Below are 26,437 nucleotides of genomic sequence, written 5' to 3'. Positions count from 1 at the left end.
GGGCCGTGCCTCTCGGCCGGCCGCGGTCAGGAGACGGCCTTGTCGAGGATGTCGGCGAGTTCGGCGGGCGCGGACAGCATCGGCCAGTGGCCGGTCGGCAGATCGAAGCGCCGCCATGGCGGCTGGTTCAGGTAGGCCAGCATCGGCACCCCGGCATCCAGCAGTCCCGTGAAGTCATGGCAGGCGACCAGGACACGGTCCACACCGGGACCGGGCTCGGCCGGGCCGGCAAGACGCTGGGTGAAGGCGCCGAATGGCTGAGGGGTGGCACGCGAGCGCAGAGCGTCCCGCTGGCCCTCATCGAGCCCGTCGAGGCTGCTGGACAAGCCCAGGACCTCAAACGGCGGCATCGGCAGCCGCCACCCGTCGCCAGACGCGTCGACCTGCTGGCGCAGCTGGTCCGCTGCCTGCGGTGGCATGAGGTCCAGCATGCACATGCCCGCGGCGAACGGGGCGCTGTCCACATAGACCACGCGCTCCAGCCGGTCACCGAGACGTCCGGCTGCCCCGGTCACCGGAGCAGCCGCATAGCTGTGGGCGACCAGCGTGACGTCGCGCAGATCGTTCCGCTCGACGAATCCGGTGATGTCCGCGATGTGCGCATCCAGGTCCGTCTCGGGTCCGCCCTGGTCTGCGTGCTCGGCCAGGCCCGTCAGTGTCAGCGGCAGCGCCGTGTGACCGCGCTCCCGCAGAGCGCGGGCGGTGTCTTCCCAGGCCCACGCCCCGAGCCAGGCGCCGGGAACGAGTACGAAGGTGGTCATGTGATCTCCCAGAAGTAGGTGCTGCGGGGAGCGTAAGGTCGATACAGGACAGAATCCGCCCTGAAATGCCGAGTGATCCATGTCGCATCCCCTGACCCGTGTGCTGACCCTGCTGGAACTCCTCCAGTCCAACGTCCGGCTCACCGGGGCGGAGCTGGCCGACCGCCTGGACACCGACGTCCGCACGGTGCGCCGCTACACGGCCCACCTTCGCGACTTGGGCATCCCCGTGGAGGCCGAACGCGGCCGCTACGGCGGCTACCGACTGGCCCGCGGCTACCGCATGCCACCTCTGGTCCTCACCAATGACGAGGCCCTCGCCGTCGTTCTTGGCCTGCTCGCGGCAGAACGGCTGGGCATGGGCACTGCCGCGCCGGCCAGTACCGGTGCCTTGGCCAAGATCGAGCGGGTGCTTCCGCACGCCCTGCGCGAACCGCTCGCCGCCATGCGGGAGACCCTGTCCTTCACCGCCAACGCCGTGATCGGGCAGGCACCCGGAACCGGCGTCCTGCTGGCACTGGCCCAGGCCTCCCGCGCCCACACGACCGTCGGTATCAGCCACCAGTCCTGGCGCCAGGAACACACCGAACGCGACATCGACCCATACGGCGTGGTCTTCCACACCGGCCGCTGGTACGTCGTCGGCCACGACCACCTCCGCGACAGCCTGCGTACCTTCCGCATCGACCGCATCGCCTCCGTCACCTCCCGAGCCGACAGCTTCACCGCACCCGACGGCTTCGACCCCGTGGCCCACCTGACCTCGACCCTCGCCCAGGGGCCCTACCGCTGGCAGGTCGAGGTGACGATCCATGGCCCCCTCGATGAGATCGGCCGCCGGCTGCCCCGCTCAGCGGTGACCCTCACCGCCCAGCCCACCGGCGTCCTGATGCACGCACGGGCAGAACGGCTGGACGGCATGGCCCACATGCTCGCCTCCCTGGAGTGGCCCTTCACCATCCACCATCCCGACGAACTACGGCAGGCGCTCAAGAATCTGGCCGCCCAGCTCACCGCAGCCGCCCAGCGGAGACCGGAAGAACTACCGCAGTGAATACCGGATTTACTGCGACGGAGCCCTGGCCGTGATCGTCGCGACCTGCGGCGGACCGTTCCGGCTTCCAGGGCGAGATGTGCGCATTTACTGCGGCGTCACTGTGCTGACCACGCGTAAAGCCGCATCAAGATCTACTCATTGCCCCCTTGACGCGTATCTCGGCTGAACCCCCCCCGAGGGGCGAGTCGCCGGCGTCGGGCTGACCACGCCGCACTGGTAGGCGATGACCACCAGCTGGGCCCGGTCGCGGACGGCCAGCTTGGTCATGGCCCGGTTGACGTGGGTCTTGGCCGTCAGTGGGCTGACGAACAGACGCTCGGCGATCTCGTCGTTCGACAGTCCCAGCGCGACGAGCCCCAGGACATCGCGTTCCCGTCGCGTCAGGCATTCCAGCCGCTCGTGCACGGCTGCCGTGCACGGTTCCGGCTGCGCCAGAAACCGCCTGATCAGCCCCCGGGTCGCCGAGGGGGACAGCAGCGCGTCCCCTGCGGCGACCGTGCGGACGGCGTCGAGCAGCTCCTCGGGCCGGGCGCCCTTGCCGAGAAAGCCGCTCGCACCTGCCCGCAGGGCCTCCGCGACGTACTCGTCGTCCTCGAAGGTGGTCAGGATCAGGACCTTCACCGCCGAGAGGTCCTCGGCCTCGCCGATCAGCCGCGTGGCGACGAGGCCGTCCATCTCAGGCATGCGGATGTCCATCAGGATCACATCCGGTTGCCGTGCCCTCGCCAGGTCCACCGCCTCGCGGCCGTTGGACGCCTCGCCCACGGTCTCCATGTCGTCGGCGGAGTCGAACAGCATCCTGAAGGTGCCCCGCAGCAGGGCCTGGTCATCGGCGAGCAGTACGCGGATCGTCATGCCCATCGCTCCTCGGTGTCCCGCCCGACCGGTGCCACGACTGCCGCGCCCGGCCGCAGCGGCAGTTCGGCGGTCACGGTGAAGCCCCCGCCGGGGCGCGCCGCGGCCTCCAGCTTTCCCCCGACGCTGGCCGCACGCTCGCGCATCCCGATCAGTCCGTGGCCGGTCCCGGGGCGGGGCTTGTGCGGTCGGGCGCGCCCGTCGTCCTCGACCGTGATCGTCAGCCATCGGGGCCGGTAGCGCAGGCAGAGGCGGGCGTGATCGGCCCCGGCGTGCTTGCGCACATTCGTCAGGGCCTCCTGCACGATGCGGTACGCGGCCAGGTCCACCGCCGGCGCCAGCGGCTCGGCCATGCCGTGCCGCATGTGCCTGACGGACAGGCCGACACGCTCGAAGGACGCCAGAAGCTCCGGCACCTGCGCCAGGCCCGGCATCGGATCCCGCGGCGCTTTTGGATCATCGGACTGCCGCAGGAGGCCCACGGTCACCCGGAGCTCCTCCAGCGCGGACCGGCTGGTGTCCCGGATGCCCTCCAGAGCGGTGACCAACTGCTCCGGCCGCCGCTCCACCAGGTGAACAGCAACACCGGCCTGCGCGTTGATCAAGGCGATGTGGTGCGCGACCACATCGTGCAACTCGCGCGCGATCCGGATCCGCTCGGCCGCCACCCGCTGCCGCGCCTCCTGCTCACGGGTCCGCTCCGCGTACTCCGCCCGTTCCTCCACGGCCGCCACATAAGCGCGGCGTGAGCGCACCCCGTCTCCTACGGCGGCGGGCAGGGCCGTCCAGGCCAGCATCGCCACGTTGTCCCCGAGCCATGAGCCGGAGCCGAACACCACGGCCGCCCCGACCAGCAGGGCGGCCGAGGCCGACGCCACCATCCACGTAGTCCGCCGGTCGGTCCGGACGGCCACGGTGTAGACGGACACGATGACCGGACTCGTCACCAGCGGACTCTCCCGGATACCGAGCACCTGGAAGACCACCCCGCAGGCGAGGGCGGTGACCAGGACTCCGAACGGGTGGCGATGACGCCACAGCAACGCGAAACAGCAGACCGCCGCCAGCACCACAGCAGGCGGGCGGACCGAAATCCGGTGCTCCTGCGGGATGACGGAGGCGGCCACGACCGACAGCACGAACAGCACAACCGGCCCCAGCACGTCCAGCGTGCCGACCGGGGCGCCCACTTTCCGCCGCCAACCGTTGATCACCGCCATGCCACCACCGTAGGGCCGACACCCGAGTGCCGCTGGCCTGCCATCGCCGGCCACCACTGCGGAAGCGTCCGATCGGGCGATGACCGACCGCCGCCGCCCGCCGGGCACCAAACCCGCCCTTGCCGAGCCGCCTCGCGCAGACGGCAGCCCGCCCCGGCGCCACGCGCCCGGCTCGCCGCCAAGCGCCTTCCCGCCGCCGTCCCGGCCGCCGCAAAGCCGGCGCCCACGCCCCGCGTCCGGCCGGACGCCGCACCCTGGGCACCGGCCCCTCCCCCCTTCCTTCCCCGCGTTCCGGGCACCTCAGCGGCCGGGTGAGCGCGGCGGCCCGCTGACGCGCAACACCCGAGCCCAAGCGCAACGTGCCGCAACCAGTGCGGCGTCAGTCCCGGCCCGGCTACCAGCGGCGCCGCCTGCCCGAGGCGGCGCCGCGCTCGGCCGCCCGGCCTCCGTCGGCGCCGGGGCCGGCGCGGGGACGACGGGCGCCTCGAACAACGGTGCGGGCCGGGGACGGCCGCGCGGTCAGGAGCCGGGGTCAGGTCCGCCAGGACGCGCTGCAGATCCCCGATGCGGGGCGGCGCGTTCGTCCAGGCTCACCTTGAGGTGCCGGGCCTCAGCCTCGGCGAGTTGACGGGCGGTGCGTTCGCCGGCGAACGCCAGGACGGGCGTTGTCACGTCGGTGGGGTATTGATCGACTGAGGGCGCGTCAGAGCGTGGAGGGGGCAGGCGGGAGCCTGGGGCAGGCTGCGGCAGGCAGGGCACGAAAGCCGAAAGCCGGAACCCGGCCCCACCGCACCCGACACACCATCAGGCACTCCCACACTCAACAACGTGACAGCGCCCCCGCCGGGGCCCACGGGCGGGCGGCCCGTTATGGTCGTGTACATGCAGGCACAGCAGCCGTACCAGGCCCCCGCCCCACCGTCCGCGCCGGCCCGCAGCCGGGGTCCGCTGGTGACCGCTTTGCTGGTCGGCCTGCTGGTGGGCGGCGCAGGCGTAGGCGCGGCCTGGGCGCTGACCGGTGGCACGTCGGACGCAGGCAGCAGCGCCGGGGACGACGCCCGAGGGGCGTGCGAGGCGCTGGCCGGCACGGACGAGTCGAAGCTCTTCACGAAGGGCAAGGCGGGCGAGCAGGCGCTGTACCGCTTCGCGGGCGCCTTCGACCTGGCCACGGCCGCCGCCGCGGGCGACTCCTCGTATGAGCCGCTCGCAAAGGCCATCACCCGGGCACACAACCGCCACCGCCAGGTCTTCGAGGTCGACGCCGAGGTGGAGAAGGAACTGGCCAAGGCCCGCAGGATCTGCGCCGACCTTTGACCCTCCCGCCCAAACGGCAGGGTCCTGGGCGGTTCGTGCGGCAATCCGCGAGTTCCACCGTGCTCCCCGTCGCCTCGGCGTGGGGCCTGAGCAAACACCTCTTCACTCTCGGCCTGTACGTCTATGCAGGGATCATGAGGGTTCTTCAGGAATCCTGAAGGCCCTGTCACATTATTGGGTGCGTAAGTCTCTGACGGTGCGTCGGGGCGTGGTGGGGCCGGGTCCCGGGCCGGTGCTCAGGCCTCGGCGGGCCGGCCGGCGACGCTGGTGATCTGGCCCCAGACGGCGAAGCATGTGGTCATCTCGGCTCGGAAGCCGTGCGCGCTCATCAGGTCGCGGCAGGACCGAAAGTGAGGTGAGATGCCGCTGAACACGGACCAAAACCGCTGCGCCCCGCCGACCGAGCGGAAGCCCTTCACCGCGCGTTCCCGCTGCCGGGTGGGCTGGTGGCTGTTCTCCGCCCGGTTGTTGAAGTATTTCGACTGCCGGTGCTCGGCGCAGGGCATGAGCTCGCGGTGGGCGGCGCCGCAGGAGCGGAGCCTGTCCGTGACGACCACCCGCGGCACCGTGCAAGTCGCCGTGAGCAGGCGGCGGAAGAAGCGCCGGGCCGCGACTTTGTCCCTTCGGTCCTGGGCCAGGACGCCGAGCACGGTGCCGTCGGCGTCGACCGTCCGCCACAGGTACTTCGGCTCTCCGTCGATCTCGACGAACACCTCGTTCAGGTGCCACTTGCCCCGGGCCGGGGCCGGCGGCGGCACAGTCCTGCCCGAACTTCGCGCACCAGCGGCGTACAGCCTCGTGGGAGACGAGCACACCGAGCCAGAGCATCAGCTCCTCGACCTCGCGGAACGACAGCGGGAAGCGGAAGTGTCGCCACACGCAGTGCGCGATGACCTCCACCGGGTGCCGGTGCCCCCTGTACGACGGCGGCGCGGACGACATGAGCAATCCCCCTGTTCGGCACCCCGCGAGCTTTGTCCCGATCAAGGAGAAAGTCGAGAGATCTCTCGCGAAAGGGGTTACGCGCCGGAACCAGGGCCGCTAGCTTCCTTGAATCGAACCGTTCATGCACCTGAAGCCTGGCTCGACGGCGCGACGGCGCGCGCCGGTGCTCCCTTCGACAGGACTGATCATGTCCTGTTGTCTACCCCACACCTCGGGAGACGTCTGTGCGCACAAAACTGCTCAGACCCAGACTCGTCCGCTCGTTAGCACTGGCGGTGGCGTGCGCCACCAGCTGCTTGATACCGGGAACAGCGGCTGCCGCACCGCCGGACCCAGCCGACGGCCCCAGGACGGAGGCCGCGGAGTTCCAGCAGGTCACCCTCGCCAAGGGCGTGGCCGAAACGGGCGAACCCATGACACTGGCCGTGCTGCCGGACCGCTCGGTGCTGCACACCTCGCGCGACGGCACCCTCCGCCGGACCGATGCGGCCGGCACCACCACTGTCGCGGGCACGCTGGACGTCTACAGCCATGACGAGGAAGGCATGCAGGGCGTGGCCGTAGACCCCGCCTTCTCCGCCAACCGCTTCATCTACCTCTACTACGCTCCCCGGTCGGCCACTCCGGCCGGCGACGCACCCGCCGACGGAACGGCATCCGACTTCGCCCCGTTCGACGGCGTCAACCGGCTGTCCCGGTTCGTCCTCAAGGCCGACGGAACCCTGGACACCGGCAGCGAGAAGAAGATTCTCGACGTGCCCGCCTCCCGCGGCCTGTGCTGTCACGTCGGCGGCGACATCGACTTCGACGCGGCAGGCAACCTCTACCTGTCGACGGGCGACGACACCAACCCCTTCGCCTCGGACGGCTACACCCCCATCGACGAGCGCGCCTCGCGCAACCCCGCCTACGACGCCCAGCGTTCCTCGGGCAACACCAACGACCTGCGCGGCAAGATCCTGCGCATCAAGGTGAACCCCGACGCGACCTACAGCATCCCGGCGGGCAACCTCTTCGCACCCGGCACCGCCAGGACCCGGCCCGAGATCTACGCGATGGGCTTTCGCAACCCCTTCCGGATGAGCGTGGACAAGGCCACGGGCACCGTCTACGTCGGTGACTACGGCCCCGACGCGGGCACCGCCAACGCCTCCCGCGGCCCCGCCGGGCAGGTCGAGTTCAACCGGATCACCAAGGCCGGCAACTTCGGCTGGCCCTACTGCACCGGCAAGAACGACGCCTACGTCGACCACGACTTCGCCACCGGAGCCACCGGGGCGGCCTTCAACTGCGCGGCACCGAGGAACACTTCGCCGCGCAACACCGGCCTGACCGAGCTGCCTCCCGCCCAGCCCGCCTGGATTCCCTACGACGGCGGTTCGGTCCCCGAGTTCGGCAACGGCTCCGAGTCGCCCATGGGCGGACCCGTCTACCGGTACGACGCGAACTCCACCTCCGAGGTGAAGTTCCCCGCCGAGTACGACGGCGACTTCTTTGCCGGCGAGTTCGGCCGCCGCTGGATCAAGCGGATCGAAGCCGGCGGCGACGGGACCGTGCAGTCCATCAACTCCTTCCCCTGGAGCGGCACCCAGGTGATGGACATGACCTTCGGCCCGGACGGCGCCCTCTACGTCCTGGACTACGGCACCGGCTATTTCAACGGCGACGCCAACTCGGCCCTGTACCGCATCGAGCACGTGACCGGCGGCCGAGCCCCGGTGGCCCAGGCCAAGGCGAACGTCACCTCCGGCGGAGCACCCCTCGCCGTCGCCTTCTCCTCGGCCGGCAGTTCGGACCCGGACGGCGACGCGCTCGGCTACGCCTGGGCCTTCGGCGACGGCACCACCTCGACGGCCGCCAACCCGTCCCACACCTACACCACCAACGGCCAGTACACCGCGACACTGAAGGTCACCGACTCCACCGGCAAGTCCGCCACGGCCTCCGTCCAGATCACCGTCGGCAACACCGCCCCGACCGTACGGCTCGACACACCCACCGACGGACGGATCTACGACTTCGGCGCCGCCATCCCGTTCAAGGTGACGGTCACCGACCCCGAGGACGGCACGATCGACTGCGCCAGGGTGAAGGTCACCTTCATCATCGGTCACGACAGCCACGGACACCCGCAGACCTCGGCCACCGGCTGCACCGGCACCCTGCAGACCCTGGCGGACGGCGAACACGACCCCAACGCCAACATCTTCGGCGTCATCGACGCCGAATACACCGACAAGGGCGCCAACGGACAGCCCGCGCTCACCGCCCACGACCAGCACATCACCCAGCCCAGCCACCGCCAGGCCGAGCACTACGGTGACTCCGCGGGCGTCCAGGTCATCAACCACACACCCGCGCACGGCGGCAAGACGGTCGGCGAGATCCACAACGGCGACTGGATCTCCTTCACGCCCTACAGCCTCGACAACGCCACCGGCTTCACCGCCCGCGTCTCCTCGGGCGGCAGCGGCGGCACCCTCGAGGTCCGCGCCGGTTCCCCCGCCGGCACCCTGCTCGGCACGGCCACCGTGCCGAGCACCGGCGGCTGGGAGACCTTCCAGGACGTCACTACGTCCCTGACCGACCGACCGGCCGGCTCCACCACCCTGTACCTCGTCTTCAAGGGCGGCAGCGGCGCCCTGTTCGACGTCGACGAGTTCTCCTTCACCACCTCCACCGGCGGCGGCCCCCGTACGGGTGAGGTGAGGGGGGTGAACGGCAAGTGCCTGGACGTGGACAACGCGGGCACGGCGGACGGTACGGGTGTGCAGGTCTGGACGTGCAACACGTCGGCCGCGCAGCGGTGGACGGTGGTGGATGACGGCACGTTGAGGGCGCTGGGCAAGTGTCTGGACGTCTCCGGTGGCGGGAGTGCGGACGGTACCCGGGTCCAGTTGTGGACGTGCAACGGCACGGGCGCGCAGAAGTGGGCGGCCCAGTTGGACGGTACGGTCCGCAATCCGCAGTCGGGCAAGTGCCTGGACGCCTCGGGCGGTACGTGGAACGACGGGACGCCGGTCCATCTGTGGACCTGCCACACCGGACCCAACCAGAAATGGACCCTGCCGTAGAAAGGAGGCGACCCACCATGCGTACCCTGCTCAAGACGGCGCTCAGCCTGTGTGCCGGCGCCCTGCTCTGCCTGACCCCCCAGGCCGCGGCCCTCTCCGGTGCCGCACCCTCCTTTGACCACGCCGCGCACGCCCCGGACCGCACGGTCACCGCCACGGCCGACCCGGCGTACGAGATCCTCGTCTTCTCCCGTACGGCGGGCTTCCGCCACTCCTCGATCGACGAGGGCATCGAGGCCCTGCGCGACCTCGGGGCGGCGAACAACTTCACCGTCACCGCCACCGAGGACCCGACGGCCTTCACCACCGCCCACCTGGCCCGGTACCGGACCGTGGTCTTCCTGTCGACCACGGGCGACGTCCTCGGTCCCACCCAACAGACCGCCTTCGAGCAGTACTTGGGCGCGGGCGGCAGCTACGTCGGTATCCACGCCGCCGCCGACACCGAGTACGACTGGCCCTTCTACGAGGGACTGGCCGGCGCCCTCTTCCAGTCCCACCCCGCCATCCAGCCCGCAACCGTCAAGGTCGAGGACCGGGCGCACGACGCCACCGCGCACCTGGGCCGCACCTGGCAGCGCACCGACGAGTGGTACAACTACCGCACCAACCCCCGCACCACCGCCCACGTCCTGGCATCGCTGGACGAATCCAGCTACTCCGGCGGCACCATGTCCGGCGACCACCCGATCGCCTGGTGCAAGGACTACGCCGGTGGCCGCGCCTTCTACACCGGCGGCGGCCACACCGAGGAGTCCTACGCCGACCCCGCCTTCCGCAGGCATCTGCTCGGAGGGATCCGCTGGGCCGCCGGCACCACCCGGGCCGACTGCCGCCCGGAGACCGGCTACACGCCCCTGTTCGACGGCACCTCCACGACCGGCTGGAAGCAGGCGGGCCCCGGCGGCTTCACCCTGGCCGACGGCACCCTCACCTCGCACGGCGGACTGGGCCTGCTCTGGTACAACGCGAAGGAGTTCACCGGCGACTACTCGCTGAAGCTGGACTGGAAGCTGAGCGGTGACGACAACTCCGGTGTCTTCGTGGGCTTCCCGGCGTCCGACGACCCGTGGTCGGCGGTGGACAACGGCTACGAGATCCAGATCGACGCCACCGACGCGGCCGACCGCACCACGGGAGCGGTGTACGGATTCCGCTCCGCCGACCCGGCCGCACGCGACGCCGCGCTGAACCCGCCGGGGGAGTGGAACACGTACGAGATCCGCGTCACCGGAGAGCGGCTCGAGATCTTCCTCAACGGCCGGAAGATCAACGACTTCACCAACACGGACCCGGCGCGCAGCCTGAAGCAGGGCCACATCGGACTCCAGAACCACGGCGCCGACGACGAGGCGTCCTTCCGCAACATCCGGATCAAACAGTCCGGATCACCGTCCGATCCCCGTACGGGTGAGGTGAGGGGGGTGAACGGCAAGTGCCTGGACGTGGACAACGCGGGCACGGCGGACGGTACGGGTGTGCAGGTCTGGACGTGTAACACGTCGGCCGCGCAGCGGTGGACGGTGGTGGATGACGGCACGTTGAGGGCGCTGGGCAAGTGTCTGGACGTCTCCGGTGGCGGGAGTGCGGACGGTACCCGGGTCCAGTTGTGGACGTGCAACGGCACGGGCGCGCAGAAGTGGGCGGCCCAGTTGGACGGTACGGTCCGCAATCCGCAGTCGGGCAAGTGCCTGGACGCCTCGGGCGGTACGTGGAACGACGGGACGCCGGTCCATCTGTGGACCTGCCACACCGGACCCAACCAGAAATGGACCTTCCCCTGACGCGGGGCTCGTCCGGTGGTGCGTCGGCGTCGGACCGCTGATGCCCACCGGGCGGCACGGAGCCCACGGCTGAGCCCGACAGGCCCGGCGCACCGCCCTTCTCGGCGGTGCGCCGGGCCTGTCGGCCACGCAACGTGAACACGCGCTGTCCATGATCGTAAGGGGACTTCAAGGCGGTGTTCACCCTTACCGACGTCCAGGCTGAGGAGGACGCCGATGTCGTCGATGTCGCCGGTGTCGCCGGTGTCGCCGGTGTCGATTCCGTCCGGGAACCTTCCGGACGCCGCCGTAGCGCCCCTTGAGCACGGCCCGAGCACCACGAGGCAGGCAGCGCTCCGCCTCGTTCACGAGGGAGAGCAATTCAACTGAGAGTGATCGCGTAGACCTGTACCCGAGGATCGTTCTGCAGGCCGAGGGAAAGCACGGTCTTCGAGACGTCGAGCCCCGCGGAGGAACCGAACAGACGCACCGGCGGGCCGTCCACGCCCTGCCCGCGCTTGATCCGGTGCGGCATCTCCAGCGCCACGGAGCTGCCCTGCGGTGCCGCTCCCGCCCAGTCGCCCACGGTGACCGGCACTTCGGCGGTGGTGCCGTCGGTGTAGCGGACTGCGAGCAGGGTCGTCACCGGGCCGTGGTGGGCCGTGGTGACCAGACGCAGCGAACTGTACGACCCGGCCGGGAGCAGCAGGGCCTGACCGCGGGCCTCGACGAAGTTCGAAGCAGTCCCGGACGGATCAGGAGCGTGGTAGGCCACGCCGTCCCAGACGACCGGCCCTGCTGCGGGCAGCAGATCGCCGTCGTAGTTCCATCCCGGTCCGTCGAAGTCGCCCTCGCCGAAAGCCGCGACGGTTGCGGTACCGTCGTGGTTCACCTCCTTGCCGAGGTCCACGGCACACTCCTCACTGACGTCCGCCGCGCAGCGTGCCGCGGCGCGCACCTCGATGGACGCGACGCGTTCCACGCTCTCCACACCGTTCGCGGTCGCCGTGATCCGTACGGTGTACGAACCCGGCGCGGTTCCGGCCGGGACGGTCACGTCCACCGCCGCGGTCCGCTGGACCGGCAGCCGCCGGGACACGAGAGAAAAAGGCCTGGTGGTCTTCACGGTCCAGCCCCGGGGAGCCGTCGCGCCGACGCCCACCCGTAGCGTGCCGGGGGACTGGCCCTGCCCTTGCCGAATACCTCATCCATACAGGTGGGAGCGGGTTTCGGGGTGCCGGCCGCGGCCGATCGAGTCGCCGCTGTCGCACGGCGGCGGTGGGCGCGGCATGATGATCGGTCGTGCTGCTGAGACTGGCGTACCCGGGCGTGACGAACGCGTCCGCGATGCTGCGGCTGCTGCCAACGAGCGACCGTGAGAAGGACATCGAGATCCTGGCCCTGCGCCAGCAGATCGCCGTCCTGGACCGGCAGCTGGACGGGCAGCGAGTCCGGATGCACGCGAGCGACCGGGCTTTTTTGGCGTCGCTGCTCCACGGTCTGCCAAGGGAAGTACTGCGCCGGATGCGGCTGCTGGTGCGGCCGGACACGGTACTGCGCCGGCACCGCGATCTCCTCGCCCGCCGGCACGCTGCCCAGTCCAGGCCGAAGCGCGGAGGCCGGCCCCGCACCGTGCACTCGGTCCGAGCACTCGTACTGCGCCTGGCCGGGGAAAATCCAAGTTGGGGCTACCGGCGCCTGCACGGTGAACTGCTCGTGCTCGGCGTGAAGGCGGCAGCATCCACGGTCTGGGAAGTCTTGAAGGGGGCCGGCATCGAGTCGGCGCCCGAGCGGACCTCGAGCACGAGCCCACCGGTGATCGAGACACGGTGACTGAGTGAACACCGATGGCCACTGCTGCGCGGAACCCGATAGACGGGCGGTCGAGGGACTGCTGCTGTTCTCCCTGGCGTCGGCCGTCGCCGGAGCCGCGTACGCCTTCGACTTCGCCGGCGGGCTCACGGTGCTCAGCCGATCCGCCCCCGCCCCGCACCGGGCGGGCATGGTGTCCGGCGACTACCTCGTCGGATACGCCGCCCAGGGCATCGGGGCACCGGCCCCGGCGCCGTCGTGACCGCGCACGGACTGATGGCCGGTCCGGTGACCGGCGCGGCCGTGCTCGGCGGCTTCTTCGTCCTCGTCGCGGTCGTCGGCCTCGTGATACTGACGCCCCTGCACCGAGCCGACCGCGAGGCCGTCCGCCCTGCCCCCGCACCGGTCCGGGAGCCGACCCGGACGGACTCCGCCTGAACACGGGAGCAACGGTGCCCCGCTTCGCCCCGCGGTGGAGGCGGGGCGAGCGGCGCACCTGGCCGGGGCGGTCGCTACGGATTCACACAACCGATCGTGCCCACCGGGAAGTTGTTGCCCGACGACGTGGCCGTGAAGCCGAACGTCGCACTTCCGTCGGGATTGATCACCCGATTGTGAGCGACGTTCCGTACCGTCACCGTGCCGTCGGATCCGGTGGTGAGGGAGCCGTTCCAGGCACTGCCGATCGTGGTCCCGGGACCGGGCTTCCACTGCACGGCCCAGCCGTTGAGCGGCGAGGTCCCGTGGTTCATCACCTCGACGGAGCCCTGGAAACCGCCGTTCCAGGAGTTCACCACGTTGTAGACGGCCATGCACTCACCCGTGTGGGGCGGGTCGGTCGGGTCCGGGTCCGGGGGCGGCGTGCTGCCCGAGCCCCGGATGCCGGTCACCTCGCCGTTGCCCCCGTCGAAGACGACGTCGGAGCAGGAGAAGAAGTTCTCCTGGCTGTCCGAACGCACCCACTGCATGAAGATCAGCGCGTCACCGGAGCGGCCGGAGGGCAGCTTCAGGTTCCAGTAGTAATGGCCCCCGTTGGCACCCGGGGAGCCCTGCTGGGGCGGGTCGGTGACGGTCTGGATCAGCTCCAGGTCGTTCCAGCCCAGCTGGGACGTGGGCGACCAGCCGGGCTTGGTGACGTAGACCCGGAAGTCGCCCGGGTGCGCAGCCCAGTTGCTGTACTGCACCTTGATCGTCGCTCCGGACGTCAGATGCGTGCGGGGCCAGTCGGAGCGGGCCGCGTTGTAGGCGGAGAAGTCGTACGGCGACCGGTCGCCGGCACTGCACAGCGTACCGTCCGGCACATACCCCGGGCCGCGCCCGGCAGCCCGGGAGTCCAGGACGGCGAACCAGTTGTACAGGGCCGACGCGCCGCTCTGGTTCAGCGCGGCCCGGCAGGCGGGGTTGGTCGGGTCGAGTGAGCCGGTGCCGGTGATGGCGTCCAGCTGACAGAGGTAGGTGCGCGAACCGGGCATCATCGCCACGCCGTGCGCCTGCGCGTCCTTCTGCCAGAGGAAACTGAGACCGAGCCCTCCGAGGAGGGTCGCCAGTACCGCTGCCAGAGAGACCAGTCTGCTTCTCAGAGCCATGGAGTCTCCTGTCCCGATGCTGAGTTCTTCATGAGCGGTGAAGGGGTGGAACCCCCGCCCGGCCGGGGAGGGCGCCAACCGGACGGGCGGGGGGCTTGGAGGGACCGTCCCGAGGCGGAACGGGACCGGCCGGGCGGCCGGTGCGTCGGCACCGGCCCTCGGCGCGGCCGTTCGCGGTGCGGTGCGGCCGGGGCCCGCCCTTCGGCGCAGGGAGGGAAGAACGGGCCCCCGGAGCGAAGGGGCACGGCGGGGCGCGGCCCGCCGTGCGCCTCACGCGGTCCGGCAGGCGGTGCCGTTCAGCCGGAAGGCGTCGGGCCGTGCGAAGGCGCCGCTGTGGCTGCCCTGGAAGCCGAAGCTCTGGCTCCCCCCGGCGGCGATCCGCGTGTTGCCGGCCGGTGCGGTCGCCGTGACCGCACCCGAGGAGGGGGTGACGGACGCGTTCCAGGCGTGGACGATGCTCTGCCCGGAGGGCAGGGTGAAGGCGAGCTGCCAGCCCTCGACGGCGGCCGGGCCGTTGTTGGTGACGGTGACGTTCGCGGTGAAGCCGCCCGGCCAGACGTTCGTGGCGTACGACACCGTGCAGGCGGCCGGGGCGCCGGGGTCCCCCGGATTCGAGCCGCCGCCCGTGTTGACGGTGGACGAGAACGAGTGAACGGCGAGTCCCGCGCCATTCTGCCAGGGCTCGAAACCGGCCTGAATACTCGTCAGGTACCAGTCGTTGCCCGCCAGTCCGCGCGCGACGGTCTCCCGGACGAAGTCCATCACGTCGAAGCTCCAGCTGCTGATCGCCGACGGCGCGACGAACGACAGCACGTCGTTGGTGCCGTTGCCGCCGGACCACACCTGCCAGGTGCGCCCGGCCACGGTGGCCGTGCCGACCTGCGAGCCGATCGGCTGGATCTGCCCCACCTTGTTGAACCAGATCATGATCTCGGTCCGGTTCACCCCGTCGGTCCGGGGCGTCGGGTCCAGCCAGATGTCGTACGAGGCGTTGTACACGGCGTTGTCGACGTAGCCGTACGAGATGCTGGTGGGGGCGTTCGCGATGCCGCTGATGCGCGCAGGGAGGGCGGTGCCCGGCGAGCAGTTGGTGTAGTGGCAGCCGTTGAAGACCGACGGGTAGGACTTCGGCGCGCCGTTGGTCGGCACCGAGCCGTCGGCCTGGGCGACCCGGAAGCCGGTGTCCGTGGCGGTGACGCACTGGGTGGCGCTGGTGCCCCAGCGGTTGTTCTGGACGACGTAGCGCCCCTGGATGACGGTTGATCCGTACTGTTCGCAGACCGTGGTGTCGGCCTGGGCCGGGGCGGTCGCGGTCAGCAGCGCCGCGAGCGCGGCGAGAGCGGTGAGGAGCGCGGCCGACACGGTGCGCAGCGTGCGGGGGTGGTGCCGTAACCGTGGCATGTGGGGGACCTCTCCGGGAGGGTGTGCGGGGTTACCGGCGGGAGCGCTCCCGCCTCCCCGATGATGGGAGCGCTCCCAAAAGTGTTCCGGAAGGGGACTGTAGAAGGCGCCCATGTCCCTGACAACCCTGTGCGCGGCAACCCGTCGAATGCGTTTCGAAGGCGCTGCTCAGAGAGGTGAGCCACTCGAACTCCGAACGCCGGGAGCGCTCCCGAAACATTCGACGTGCACCGAGGGCGCGCCCGGCGGGCCGGGGCGGCGGGTCGTCAGGCGGAGCCGCGCAACACCAGCTCCGTGCGGAGGATGACGTGCCGCCAGGCCACCGCCGGCTCCTCCATCTCCTCCAGGAGCAGCCGCACCATCGTGCGCCCGATCTCCTCCAGCGGCTGACGCACCGTCGTCAGCTTCGGATCGGTGTGCTGCGCGAGCGGAAAGTCGTCGAAACCGATCACCGCGACGTCGTCCGGGACCCGCCGCCCCGCCGCGCGCAGGGCGCCCAGCGCGCCCGCAGCCATGGTGTCCGACGCGGCGAACACCCCGTCGATCTCCGGGGCACGCTCGATGAGTTCGACCATCGCGCGGTGCCCGCTGTCCGCGGAGAAGTCGCCCTCGACGGTCCAGGACGGCCTGCCCTCGGCACCCGCCCGCTCCAGCGCCTCCCGGTAGCCGCGCAGCCGGCACTGGGCCACGTACATGCCGGACGGTCCGGTGATGGTCGCGACCGCGCGGCGGCCGGTATCCAGCAGATGCGCCACGGCGCTGCGGGCCCCGCCGACGTTGTCGGCGTCGACGTAGGTCACACTCTCGTCCCCGGAGCGCCGCCCCAGCAGGACGGTGGGCAGGCCCACTTCGGCCAGCATGTCGGGCAGCGCGTCCTCGGCGTGCACGGACATCAGCATGACGCCGTCGACCCGGCCGCCGCGCGCGTACTCCACGAGACGCTGCCGCTCGGCGTCCGTGCGCACCAGGGTGAGCAGCAACTGCACCTCGGTCTCGGTCAGCGCGTCACCGACGGACCGCACGATCTCCGAGAAGAAGGGCTCACCGAACTGCCGCCAGTCCGGCTCCGTCATGACCAGCGCGACCGCGTCGGCACGCCGGCCCGCCAGCGTACGGGCCGCCAGGTTGGGGACGTACCCCAGTTCCGCGATGGCGCGCTGCACGGCGCGTCGCGTCGTGTCCTTCACGCCCGCCGCGTTGTTGATGACGCGGGAGACGGTGCTTCGCCCCACACCGGCGAGCGCGGCCACCTCCTCGAGCGTCGGTGGGCCCGGACGCCGCCTGAGCATGACCACCCCCACGAGATCACTTGATCCTACGGCCCCAGCCATGCCCGTATCGACCGTTCCCCCAAGCCCCCGCAACGGGTCGGCCCGTACATCATGCTGCCCCGCACAAGGTGCCAAGTACTCGCCGCCACACCCGCGCCTGAGCTTGGCGTTTAACCTCGCCGGTTCACTCGACCCGCTGATCTTGTGTTCTTCGAGGGACGGCAGGACGGCAGTTCTTCGCGCTTCGAGGTGTCGAGCAATGTCGCGTGAAGGAACGGCCGCTGGTGAAGAGTCTCGCTCCTGCACGTCCCGCCGACGCCGCACTGGGCGTCCTGTCCCACTTTCGTGTCGGGTTCTACGACTGCCTGTACAGCCGCGCGGACGTGCTCGTCGAGCTCACCGACGCGGTGCTGTGCGCGGACGGTCCGGTGAAAACCCTGGTCGAGCTCTCCTTGGCGGCCGAGCACCGGCGCGGGCACGGTGCGCCGCAAGCGGCCCTGGACCGTGGCTGGCTGGAGCCGACACGGTTGCGCCGCGCGCTGGCGGGCCTGCCGCTGCCGAAGGCGGCCGAGGGGCGGATCATGCTCGCCGTGGGCGTGTCGCACTGGCTGCGACCCGACACTCCCACCAGCGGCGACCGGCTGTTCTGCCATGTCTAAGGACGCGGCGACCGCAGCTCGAACCAACTGGTGCCCGGCCGGCCCTACTCCTTCGTCGCCGCTCTGGAGTCCGGCCGCACCTCCTGGGTCGCTCTGCTGGACGCGGTCCGCCTGGGCCCGGCCGACGACGCGACCACCGTCACTGCCGCCCAACCCCGCGATGTCGTCGAGTGGTTGACGAGAGCGGGCCACTGGAGGCCGGGCGATCCGGACATCGTGATCGTGAGGGACTCCGGCTACGACGTCGCCTACCTGCCCCACGCTCTCGCCGGCCTGCCCGTCGTGCTGGTCGGACGGCTGCGCTCGGACCGGGTCATGCTCCGAGACCCCGGCCCCGCCCGGTCGGGCCCCCGGGGCGGGCGTCCCCGCCGGCATGGCGGCGTCCTCACGTTCAAGAAGCCCGACAGCCGGCACGAGCCCGACGTCACGACCGCCACGGACACCACCCGCTACGGCACGGCCACCGCGACGGCCTGGGACCGGATGCACCCCCGGCTCACCCACCGCGGGCCCTGGCTGAACCACGCCAAGGAAGAACTCCCCGTCCTGCACGGCACGTTGATCCGCCTGAAGGTCGAGCGTCTGCCCGGTGACCGGGACCCGAAACCGGTCTGGCTGTGGTGCTCGGCCACCGCCGCCGCACCGGCGGACGTGGACCGCTGGTGGCAGTCCTTCCTCCGCCGCTTCGACCTGGAGCACACCTTCCGGCTGATGAAACAGAGCCTGGGCTGGACCGCCCCGAAAATCAGGCATCCCGACACGGCCGACCTGCGGACCTGGCTGATCATCGCCGCCCACACACAACTCCGCCTCGCCCGGCCGCTCGCCGAGGGCCTCCGCCGCCCCTGGGAACGGTTCGCGGAACCCCGCTGCCTCACCCCCGCCCGGGTCCGCCGGGGGTTTCGCAACGTCCGCGCGACAGCAGCCCGCCCGGCAATCGCGCCGAAACCGTCCCGCCCCGGTCCCGGACGGCCCCCCGGCTCGAAGAACAAGCAACGGGATAGGTGTATTGATCACGAGCGTTGTTGACGCGCGTGGGGCTTGATCATGACGAAGACCTCCGGTGTGGTGGAGCTGTCTAGGACTACACCGACCGGAGGTCTTCGTGCCCCACCGTAACGCCCGGCTGACCGTTCACGGCAGACGGCTCCTGGTCGAACGCGTCGCATCGGGCCGTCCGATCGCGCATGTCGCCGCCGAGATGGGCATATCCCGCACCACCGCCCACAAATGGGTCCGCCGGTTCGCCGCCGAGGGCGACGCGGGCCTCCACGACCGGCCCAGCCGGCCGCACACCATCCCGCACCGGACCCCGGCCCCGACAGAGGCCGAGGTCTGCCGGCTGCGGCGGGAGCGCAAGCTTGGCCCTGCCCGGATCGGCCCGGTTCTCGGCATGCCCGCCTTGACCGTCCACCGCGTCCTGACCCGCCACCGCCTGAACCGGCTGGCGTTCCTGGACCGGTCCACCGGACAGGTCATCCGCCGCTACGAACGCGACCGGCCCGGCGAACTGGTCCACATCGACGTCAAGAAACTCGGTCGGATCCCCGATGGGGCGGCCACAAGGCCCTCGGCCGCCAGGCCGGACGCGCCACCCGCTCCAGCATGGGTTTCGATTACATCCACTCTGCCGTCGACGACCACACCCGCCTTGCCCGCAGCGAGATCCACCCCGACGAGAAGTTCGCCACCTGCACGGCGTTCCTCCTGCGCGCCGCCGCGTTCTTCCACGCCCACGACATCACCCGCATCGAACGCGTCCTCACCGACAACGCCTGGGCCTACCTGCAAGAGCCTCGCCTGGAAGCAGGCCCTCGTCCAGCTCGGCGCCACGGGCCAACTCACCCGGGCCTACCGGCCCCAGACCAACGGCAAGGTCGAGCGCTTCAACCGCACCCTCGTCGAGGAGTGGGCCTACGTCCGCCCCTACACCAGCAACGACGAACGCACTGCGGGGCACTGCCACGTTGGGGAGCTCCCGTAGGGTGCTCTTCAGATTGATCGCTCCGGGAAGGGGTTTGCTCGTGGGTGCCGCGCTGCCGTCGCACGAGGGGCACCGGTACCCGGCCGAGATCATCTCCCACTGCGTATGGCTGTACTTCCGCTTTCCGCTGTCGCTCCGGGAAGTCGAGGAGCTCATGCTCGAGCGCGGCGTGATCGTCTCCCACGAGACCGTCCGCCGCTGGTGCGCCACGTTCGGCCAGGCCTACGCCAACGCGCTGCACTGTCGGCGGCCTCGGCCCGGGGACACGTGGCATCTGGACGAGGTCTTCATCAAGATCAACGGAGGGCAGACGTATCTGGGGCGGGCCGTCGACCAGGATGGCAACGTGCTGGACATCCTCGTGCAGAGCCGCCGGGACACCGCCGCGGCCCGGCGGTTCTTCCGCAGGCTGCTCAAGAAGACCTGCTCGGTGCCGCGGGTGGTCGTCACCGACAAGCTGCGTTCCTACGGCGCGGCCCCCCGCGAGGTCATGCCCTCGGTCGAGCACCGCTCGCACAAGGGCCTGAGCAATCGGGCCGAGAACAGCCACCAGCCCACCCGGCAGCGCGAACGCGCGATGAAGGGCTTCCGCTCCACCGGCGGCGCCCAGCGGTTCCTGTCCGCGTTCAGCGGCATCTCATCCCACTTCCGGCCCCGCCGCCACCTGATGACCGCCACCGAGTACCGCACCGAGATGAGCGCCCGATTCACGATCTGGGATCAGATCACCAGCCGCGCCGCCCTGCCCACAACAGCCTGACCCAGGCCGCCGCCCGAGGCCGACCCACACCCCGACGCATCATCAGGCACCCCCACCCTCACCAACGTGGCAGTGCCGATCCACCGGCTGCGCCTGACGGTCGAGGCTTGCGGACGGGCATCCGCAGGCCAGAACGCGAGAAGACCAGTGAGCGACGAGGCGTGGCCGGTCAGGCGCGTGCGAATTCGAGGAGGTCGGCGTTGAACCGTCCCGCGAACTCGGGGACCATCGACAAGCCGTGCGGAGCACCCGGGTAGACCTTGAAGGTCACGTCCTTGACGAGCTTCGACGATTTATTCGCAGATGCCACGATGGGAACGATCTGGTCGTCGTCGCCGTGAATGATCAGCGTGGGGATGTCGAACTTTTTGAGATCCTCAGTGAGGTCGGTCTCGGAGAACGCCTTAATGCAGTCGTGGGCGCCCTTGATGCCCACCGTCATGCTCCAGATCCAGAACTCGTCGCGGATCCCTGGCGAGACGGTCGATCCTTCGCGGTTGGCGCCGTAGAAGGGAGCACTGAGGTCCTTGTAGAACTGAGAACGGTCCGTCAGCACGCCTTTTCGGAGCTCGTCGAAGACGTCGATCGGCAGCCCCTCCGGGTTCGCTTCCGTCTTGAGCATCAACGGGGGGATCGCGCCGAGCAGAACCGCCTTGGTGACACGACTCGAACCATGTCGGCCGATGTAGCGCGTGACCTCTCCCCCACCGGTCGAGTGACCGACCAGGATGACGTTACGAAGGTCGAGGGCCTCGATGACCGAGGCCAGATCCTCAGCGTACGTGTCGAGGTCGTTCCCCTCCCAGGGCTGGCCCGAGCGTCCACCCCCGCGCCGGTCGTGGGCCACAACCCGGAAGCCGTTGTCCGCCATCAGCTTCAGCTGCGGATCCCACGCGTCCGCGATCAGTGGCCAGCCGTGGGAAAAGACCACCGGTGGGCCCGACCCCCAGTCCTTGAAGTAGATCTGTGTGCCGTCCTTGGCAGTGGCAAAGGCCATGGTTGCCTCTCTAGCACTTGTCTGGAACTTCGCACTTCAGGGGAATTCAGTGCCCGAGCCGCACTTGGAATGTCACGCCACGACCAGCAGCGGACGCACAAGGGGCGACGGAGAGGCCTGCAACGGAAGGCGGCCGATGGGCACGTCGTGTGTCCCACCCTACTCGGGAAGCTCCACTTCAGCGCATCGAGCAGGCCACAGCGATCACCCCGCCCGCAGTTCGCATCGAGAGGCGCACCGCGACGTCGAGCGACGAGGAGGAGGAAGGCGTGGCACAGTCTGCGCTGGCCGACATGAAGACCATGCTCGCCACCAAAAACATGGTTTTCATGGAGCCCACCGTCACCTTCAACAAGCGGGCGCAGACGGTGTTGGTCACCGGGGGGCCGATTGCCCAGATCCCCGAGGAGAATCTGGAGGTCTTCCGCAGGGCCGCCGAGAGGGCGGTGTGCTCCGCCTCCGCGCACCGGCTGAAGGACCACCCCAGCACCTGGCTCTACGGCCGTTACTCCGTCCACTGGAGGGGGGCGAAACCGATCCCGAGCCGATCATCCTCGGCTTCGGCCAGGCCACCAGCGGATGCTTCAGCGAGGTCGCCGGACAGTGGCAGGGCGATGATCTTGGCATCGCGACCGCACGCATTCCGAGCGCCGACCAGAACGAGATCCGCGTCGCGGACAACGCGGACAACGCGGGCAAGGTCATCATCGCAGCCTGGGACGCCGCCGTCGGGGAGGGCAACGGCAACGAGTCCTTCGCCACGAACGACGCCATCAACCTCGGCTTCGACCTCGTGGAGAAGGCGGCGTAGGGAGGGGCCTCGGACAGCTCCGGGGTCCTCATCGGCCGTGTCCGGCGCTCCAACTTCCGGGGTGTCACCTCGTCGACCCTGTGCCCCGGGCTGCTCGCCGAGTTCAAGGCCAACAAGAGCTGGAGCTACACCCGTTGGTCGGTGGCGGTGTACCCGGCAGGGGAGGCCGAGCCGGAGATCATCTCCTCGGGCGGCTGTGCACCGTGAGGACGCGGGGCGGCGGTGCTGCGGGATTCAGTTGCCCACCGGGGGCACCATGTCGAAGCCCTCGAACCGGACGAACTCCAGCGCCTGGTCCTCGCCGCCGTCGCCCCGTACAACGACCGCCGGGTACTCGCGCAGCAGATGTGCCTACGAGGAAGAGCAGCGTCGCGCCCTGGCCGACTTTCTGAGCGGCTGGGGCGTGCTGGCGGGGCATAGCTCTACCGCTGCGTCGGGGCGTGGGCAGCTTGGCCCATGGCAAAACCGTCCCCTCGACCGCGTCTACCCCGTTCTGGTCGTGGACAGCGCTTCCCTTCGGCGCGCTCGCCCTCGGTGAGCCGGTCGCGGAAGTCGGCCGGCACGCTGTGGCGGAAGCCGGGCCGTCCAGCTCCAGGGCCAGGGCGTATGTGAAGTCGATGCGGCAGCGCACCGCCTGGGCGGCCTGCCGGTCCGACAGGCCGAGCAGGAACTGCAGCACACACGGTGGCCGGCTGGGCCGGCGAGAGGCCTGGACGGCCGTCGCGCGGGTACCGCGCCGTGAAGTCCTCGGCGCACCACAGCCCGTCGAGGCGGTCTCTCACCCACATCGCCGCCGTCCCGGCCGGGTTGCTCGCCCGCGCGACCTGCGCGGTCAAAGACGGGACCTGCTCACCGGAACGGGAACGGAGCGGCAACGAACACCTCGACCACTGCATCGGCCTACGGAACAGCCCCGAGCATGCCCGGTGATCATGCTGTCGCGCCGCGAAACTCCAAGATCCCCGAGTCAAGCTGAGAAGCGGCAAGACGGACGCGATCGATGCCGCAGCCGCCGCTCAGGCGGTGCTTTCCGGCCGGGCCACCGCAACCGCCAAGACTTCCGTGGGCCGCCACCAAGCTCCGCTGGAACCTGGCCGCCGACAGCACCGAACTCGCCGTCCGTGATGACCTCGCCGGCGCCTGCCCCGGGCAGGCCGTGACGTACGAACCTGCCGGATAGCGCTGCCCTGGCTGCCCGTCCCCGCCGCTGTGGGGGCGGGGCGACGCAGCGGGCCTCTGCCTACGGTTGGTGCAGACTGGGCACAGGGCCGCCTCGTCTTTCCCGTCGAGGCGGCCCGTTGTTTGTCAGCCCCAGTCGCAGCCGGGGCCGTCGCGGTCGAGGCGGCGGCCGTAGCCGGGCTCGCCGCGGTGGACGGGTGCGGCTCCCGCGGCACGGGCTGCCGCACAGTTGGCGCAGCAGACGCTCCCTGCGCCGCTGCCGCTTTCCGCGCTGCTGTCGTCGCTGCCGCCACCGCCGCCCGAGGCGGGCTGGGCGGTGACGGTTTCGGTGACCTCGACGGTCTCGGTGGCCGTGGGCGCAGGCGCAGCCTGCGCGGTGGCGGTCATCGTGGCGCTGACGGCGGCCGTCGGCTGCGGCGTGGCGGAGGCCGGTCTGGCGTCATCGGCCTGGGAGCCGGAGCCGGATCCGGCTCCCAGGCCGATCAGGAAGGCCGGGCCAGGAGCGGGAAGCACATGGCGTTTCCGCGTTCACCGGGGGGCGGGGCGCGGTGGCTGCGGTGCGGTGTATGGGCTGGTCACGTCGTCCCCCTGGGCGGTAACAGGTGCGCTGAGGCCAGCGGTTCGATGGGACGGCTGTGCCAGTATGGGGGAGCAGTCACCGTTTCGTGACGCTCGCTGCCCACGGGGCGGTTTTGCTCCCTTGCCGGCTCGTGGGTCCCGTCTGCCCGGTGCTGGTGCCCCGGCCTGGCCCGTCAACCGGGCGGTGCCGGCCGTGCGCTTGCCCCGTCGCTGTTCGGGTTCGATTACCTCACCGTCGAACACGCGGAAATCTATGGCGGCCGGAGTAGACATTGGGTGGTGGTGTGGTTATGGTTTCTCTCGTAGTCGAGATCAACAGGGCCCGGCAGAGACGAACTGCCGGGCAGCAGTACCCGCAGTTGCAGGACGCAGGACGGTGCGGTGGTGGAGTCCCGAAGCCAGAGCGGTTGCAGGACGGCGACGGGACTGGCGACCGCACCGGGTGGCCCGCAGTGATCAGGGGCCGCCGTGAGCAGGACCCCGCAGCGAAGTCAGTGAGCAGCACCCCGGTGAAGGCGTCGGCTGCGGACGCGCGCACCGGGAAGTTCGGCAGTGGGGTCCCAGGCCAGAGCAGACGCAGGACGGGCGACGGGGCCGGCTGCCGAAGGGTGGCGCTGTCACAGGCCACCAGCAGTTCGCAGTATCAGCAGTACCAGCAGTACCAGCAGTGCGCAGTCCCCCGTTTGGTAAGTAGTTGATCAAGAGGGAAGAACGGAGGAGCCGAGCGCCATCAGGATCGCCCGGGCGGACGTCTTGGGCCCGGGTACCGCAGGACTATCGATAGTGAGGTGGTCTCCGGTCACGCAACCGCGATCCCCGCACCCCCGGCAGCATCTCGGCCGGGTCTGCGGACACAGGAGGCCGGCGCAGTATCAGGGCCGGCAGATGGTGTAGTAGTTCCTTCGGGGCCCTGGTGCCATTGGCACCAGGGCCCCTCCCCGCGTTTTACCGAGAGGTGCAAGTGACAGCAGACGACTCCTTCGGCCGTCTCGATGACGACGACTACCCCGCCTACACCATGGGCCGGGCCGCCGAGATGCTCGGCACCACCCCGGGCTTCCTGCGCGCCCTCGGCGAAGCCCGCCTGATCACCCCGCTGCGCTCCGAGGGCGGCCACCGCCGCTACTCCCGCTACCAGCTGCGCATCGCCGCCCGCGCCCGGGAACTCGTCGACCAGGGCACCGCCATCGAGGCCGCCTGCCGCATCGTCATCCTCGAAGACCAGCTCGAGGAAGCCCAGCGCCTCAACGCCGCATACCGCCACGCCGCCGGATCGGCGACCCCGACGACCGCGCCCTGAGACGGCGGAGACCTGCAACCCCCAGGAGCTTCGCGGCCGCCCGGAAAGGGGCCGTCGACTGTCCGGGCGCCGGCCGGGTCGACCTGTGCCGCCCCCACGGCCTGGCCGTGGAGGACTTCCTCGCGGGCCTTTGGGCGAGTGCTGTCACGGCGGGCCTGTCGCTGCGCGTCGACACGCCGGACGGAGGCTGGTGGTAGCCCCGGCCCTGACCGGCGCTAGGCGGTGTCTTCAAATGGTCTTGGGTGGTGGATCATGGTCGGGTGATACGTCGCCATGAACTGTCGGACGCCGAGTGGGAGTTCGTCCGGCCGCTGCTGCCCGCATCGCTGCGGGGCCGCAAGCGGCTGGACGACCGCACGGTGCTCAACGGGATCGTGTGGAAGTTCCGCACCGGGACCGCCTGGCGGGACGTGCCCGAGCGGTACGGCCCGTGGGCCACGCTGCACACCCGCTTCCGCCGTTGGGCCCTGGATGGCACCTTCGAGCGGATGCTCCAGGCCGCCCAGGCCAGGGCGGACGCGGCCGGGGACATCGACTGGCTGGTGTCGGTCGACTCCACCGTCGTGCGGGCCCACCAGCACGCCGCCGGGGCCCGAAAAGGGGGCTCCGCAGCCCCGCCCTCGGACGCTCCCGAGGCGGCCTGACCAGCAAGATCCACCTGGCCTGCGATGCATGGGGTCGTCCGCTGGCCTTCACCGTCACCGGCGGCAACACCAACGACTGCACCCAGTTCACCGCCGTGATGGAGGCGATCCGGGTGCCCCGCCTCGGCCCGGGACGCCCCCGGGTGCGGCCCGATCACGTGCTGGGCGACAAGGGCTACAGCTCCAAGGCGATCCGGGCCTGGCTCAGGCGGCGGGGCATCGCCCACACCATTCCGGAGCGGGCCGACCAGGTCCGCAACCGGCTCCGCCGGGGCAGCCGCGGCGGGCGCCCGCCGGTCTTCGACCGACAGCTCTACAAGCGGCGCAACGTGGTCGAACGCTGCTTCAGCCGGCTGAAGCAGTGGCGCGGCATCGCCACCCGCTACGACAAGACCGTCGAGTCCTACCGGGCAGCCGTCACCCTTGCCTCGCTCCTGATGTGGGCGTGACATTTGAAGACACCAC

General features: G+C 70.4%; 20 protein-coding genes and 5 pseudogenes. 13 read left to right on the top strand and 12 right to left on the bottom strand.

Annotated features, from left to right (window positions below; translation table 11 throughout):
- Positions 1-26 precede the first annotated feature (26 nt).
- Positions 27-761 (bottom strand): alpha/beta fold hydrolase, encoded by a 735-nt coding sequence (locus ACVW19_RS02335; RefSeq protein WP_364741789.1) that lies wholly within the window; start codon positions 759-761, stop codon positions 27-29.
- 79 nt (positions 762-840) lie between these two features.
- Between ACVW19_RS02335 and ACVW19_RS02330 the strand changes: the two genes are divergently transcribed.
- Positions 841-1,815, top strand: a complete 975-nt coding sequence (locus ACVW19_RS02330) for a helix-turn-helix transcriptional regulator (RefSeq protein WP_457456099.1) — start codon at positions 841-843, stop codon at positions 1,813-1,815.
- Between the two features lie 138 nt (positions 1,816-1,953).
- On the opposite strand, the gene ACVW19_RS02325 is transcribed toward ACVW19_RS02330, so the two are convergent.
- The 3 genes from ACVW19_RS02325 to ACVW19_RS02315 form a co-directional block, all read right to left on the bottom strand.
- Positions 1,954-2,673 (bottom strand): response regulator, encoded by a 720-nt coding sequence (locus ACVW19_RS02325; protein ID WP_457456097.1) that lies wholly within the window; start codon positions 2,671-2,673, stop codon positions 1,954-1,956.
- Positions 2,670-3,893 carry a sensor histidine kinase gene (locus tag ACVW19_RS02320; RefSeq protein ID WP_457456095.1) on the bottom strand — a complete coding sequence of 408 codons (1,224 nt, stop codon included), beginning with the start codon at positions 3,891-3,893 and terminating at the stop codon, positions 2,670-2,672. Before ACVW19_RS02320 ends, ACVW19_RS02325 begins: the two co-directional genes overlap by 4 nt.
- A 519-nt stretch (positions 3,894-4,412) precedes the next feature.
- Positions 4,413-4,565, bottom strand: a complete 153-nt coding sequence (locus ACVW19_RS02315; RefSeq protein WP_457456093.1) for a hypothetical protein — start codon at positions 4,563-4,565, stop codon at positions 4,413-4,415.
- A gap of 210 nt (positions 4,566-4,775) precedes the next feature.
- On the opposite strand from ACVW19_RS02315, the gene ACVW19_RS02310 reads away from it, so the two are divergent.
- Positions 4,776-5,207, top strand: a complete 432-nt coding sequence (locus tag ACVW19_RS02310) for a hypothetical protein (protein WP_457456091.1) — start codon at positions 4,776-4,778, stop codon at positions 5,205-5,207.
- Positions 5,208-5,443: 236 nt separating this feature from the next.
- On the opposite strand, the pseudogene ACVW19_RS02305 reads toward ACVW19_RS02310, so the two are convergent.
- Positions 5,444-6,149: pseudogene (locus ACVW19_RS02305) on the bottom strand (IS6 family transposase).
- Between the two features lie 227 nt (positions 6,150-6,376).
- Here ACVW19_RS02305 and ACVW19_RS02300 point away from each other — a divergent pair.
- Complete coding sequence (locus ACVW19_RS02300; RefSeq protein ID WP_457456089.1) at positions 6,377-9,226, top strand: lectin; 2,850 nt, start codon at positions 6,377-6,379, stop codon at positions 9,224-9,226.
- A 17-nt stretch (positions 9,227-9,243) separates the two neighbouring features.
- Complete coding sequence (locus ACVW19_RS02295) at positions 9,244-11,010, top strand: lectin (RefSeq protein ID WP_457456088.1); 1,767 nt, start codon at positions 9,244-9,246, stop codon at positions 11,008-11,010.
- Between the two features lie 361 nt (positions 11,011-11,371).
- Here ACVW19_RS02295 and ACVW19_RS02290 read toward each other — a convergent pair whose 3' ends face one another.
- The gene (locus ACVW19_RS02290; protein ID WP_457456086.1) at positions 11,372-12,151 is read right to left on the bottom strand and encodes an NEW3 domain-containing protein; all 780 of its coding nucleotides are present in this window, start codon (positions 12,149-12,151) and stop codon (positions 11,372-11,374) included.
- Between the two features lie 140 nt (positions 12,152-12,291).
- On the opposite strand from ACVW19_RS02290, the pseudogene ACVW19_RS02285 reads away from it, so the two are divergent.
- The 3 genes and pseudogenes from ACVW19_RS02285 to ACVW19_RS02275 all read left to right on the top strand — a co-directional run.
- Positions 12,292-12,795: pseudogene (locus ACVW19_RS02285) on the top strand (integrase); the annotation flags it as partial.
- 31 nt (positions 12,796-12,826) lie between these two features.
- Positions 12,827-13,063, top strand: a complete 237-nt coding sequence (locus tag ACVW19_RS02280) for a hypothetical protein (protein ID WP_457456084.1) — start codon at positions 12,827-12,829, stop codon at positions 13,061-13,063.
- The gene (locus ACVW19_RS02275; RefSeq protein ID WP_457456082.1) at positions 13,060-13,239 is read left to right on the top strand and encodes a hypothetical protein; all 180 of its coding nucleotides are present in this window, start codon (positions 13,060-13,062) and stop codon (positions 13,237-13,239) included. Before ACVW19_RS02280 ends, ACVW19_RS02275 begins: the two co-directional genes overlap by 4 nt.
- A 74-nt stretch (positions 13,240-13,313) precedes the next feature.
- Here ACVW19_RS02275 and ACVW19_RS02270 read toward each other — a convergent pair whose 3' ends face one another.
- The 3 genes from ACVW19_RS02270 to ACVW19_RS02260 all read right to left on the bottom strand — a co-directional run bounded on the left by ACVW19_RS02270 (position 13,314) and on the right by ACVW19_RS02260 (position 17,077).
- A complete protein-coding gene (locus ACVW19_RS02270; RefSeq protein WP_457456080.1) occupies positions 13,314-14,387 on the bottom strand; it encodes a lytic polysaccharide monooxygenase auxiliary activity family 9 protein in 1,074 nt (357 codons plus the stop codon).
- A 270-nt stretch (positions 14,388-14,657) separates the two neighbouring features.
- Positions 14,658-15,788 (bottom strand): GH12 family glycosyl hydrolase domain-containing protein, encoded by a 1,131-nt coding sequence (locus tag ACVW19_RS02265; RefSeq protein WP_457456078.1) that lies wholly within the window; start codon positions 15,786-15,788, stop codon positions 14,658-14,660.
- A gap of 266 nt (positions 15,789-16,054) precedes the next feature.
- Positions 16,055-17,077 (bottom strand): LacI family DNA-binding transcriptional regulator, encoded by a 1,023-nt coding sequence (locus tag ACVW19_RS02260; RefSeq protein WP_457456076.1) that lies wholly within the window; start codon positions 17,075-17,077, stop codon positions 16,055-16,057.
- Between the two features lie 305 nt (positions 17,078-17,382).
- On the opposite strand from ACVW19_RS02260, the pseudogene ACVW19_RS02255 reads away from it, so the two are divergent.
- From ACVW19_RS02255 to ACVW19_RS02245, 3 genes and pseudogenes are all read left to right on the top strand, one after another.
- Positions 17,383-18,747: pseudogene (locus ACVW19_RS02255) on the top strand (NF041680 family putative transposase).
- A 76-nt stretch (positions 18,748-18,823) separates the two neighbouring features.
- Positions 18,824-19,669 (top strand): annotated as a pseudogene (locus ACVW19_RS02250) (IS481 family transposase); the annotation flags it as partial.
- 73 nt (positions 19,670-19,742) lie between these two features.
- Positions 19,743-20,462 (top strand): IS6 family transposase, encoded by a 720-nt coding sequence (locus ACVW19_RS02245; RefSeq protein WP_457456074.1) that lies wholly within the window; start codon positions 19,743-19,745, stop codon positions 20,460-20,462.
- A gap of 169 nt (positions 20,463-20,631) precedes the next feature.
- On the opposite strand, the gene ACVW19_RS02240 is transcribed toward ACVW19_RS02245, so the two are convergent.
- Together ACVW19_RS02240 and ACVW19_RS02235 are read right to left on the bottom strand one after the other, a co-directional pair.
- Entirely contained in the window at positions 20,632-21,459 is an 828-nt protein-coding gene (locus ACVW19_RS02240) for an alpha/beta fold hydrolase (protein ID WP_457456072.1), read from the bottom strand.
- A 178-nt stretch (positions 21,460-21,637) separates the two neighbouring features.
- Positions 21,638-21,838 (bottom strand): hypothetical protein, encoded by a 201-nt coding sequence (locus ACVW19_RS02235; RefSeq protein ID WP_457456070.1) that lies wholly within the window; start codon positions 21,836-21,838, stop codon positions 21,638-21,640.
- 69 nt (positions 21,839-21,907) lie between these two features.
- Between ACVW19_RS02235 and ACVW19_RS02230 the strand changes: the two genes are divergently transcribed.
- On the top strand, positions 21,908-22,270 hold the full coding sequence (locus tag ACVW19_RS02230) for a hypothetical protein (RefSeq protein WP_457456069.1): 363 nt from the start codon (positions 21,908-21,910) through the stop codon (positions 22,268-22,270).
- A gap of 1,305 nt (positions 22,271-23,575) precedes the next feature.
- Here ACVW19_RS02230 and ACVW19_RS02225 read toward each other — a convergent pair.
- Positions 23,576-23,962 (bottom strand): excalibur calcium-binding domain-containing protein, encoded by a 387-nt coding sequence (locus ACVW19_RS02225; RefSeq protein WP_457456067.1) that lies wholly within the window; start codon positions 23,960-23,962, stop codon positions 23,576-23,578.
- A gap of 1,027 nt (positions 23,963-24,989) precedes the next feature.
- On the opposite strand from ACVW19_RS02225, the gene ACVW19_RS02220 reads away from it, so the two are divergent.
- A complete protein-coding gene (locus ACVW19_RS02220) occupies positions 24,990-25,328 on the top strand; it encodes a helix-turn-helix domain-containing protein (RefSeq protein WP_457456065.1) in 339 nt (112 codons plus the stop codon).
- Between the two features lie 263 nt (positions 25,329-25,591).
- Positions 25,592-26,421: pseudogene (locus ACVW19_RS02215) on the top strand (IS5 family transposase).
- Positions 26,422-26,437 lie beyond the last annotated feature (16 nt).

The sequence above is a fragment of the Streptomyces sp. TE5632 genome, from assembly GCF_054061295.1.
The sequence above is the reverse complement of the archived record's forward strand: the minus strand, read 5'-3'. Positions and strand labels throughout refer to the sequence as shown.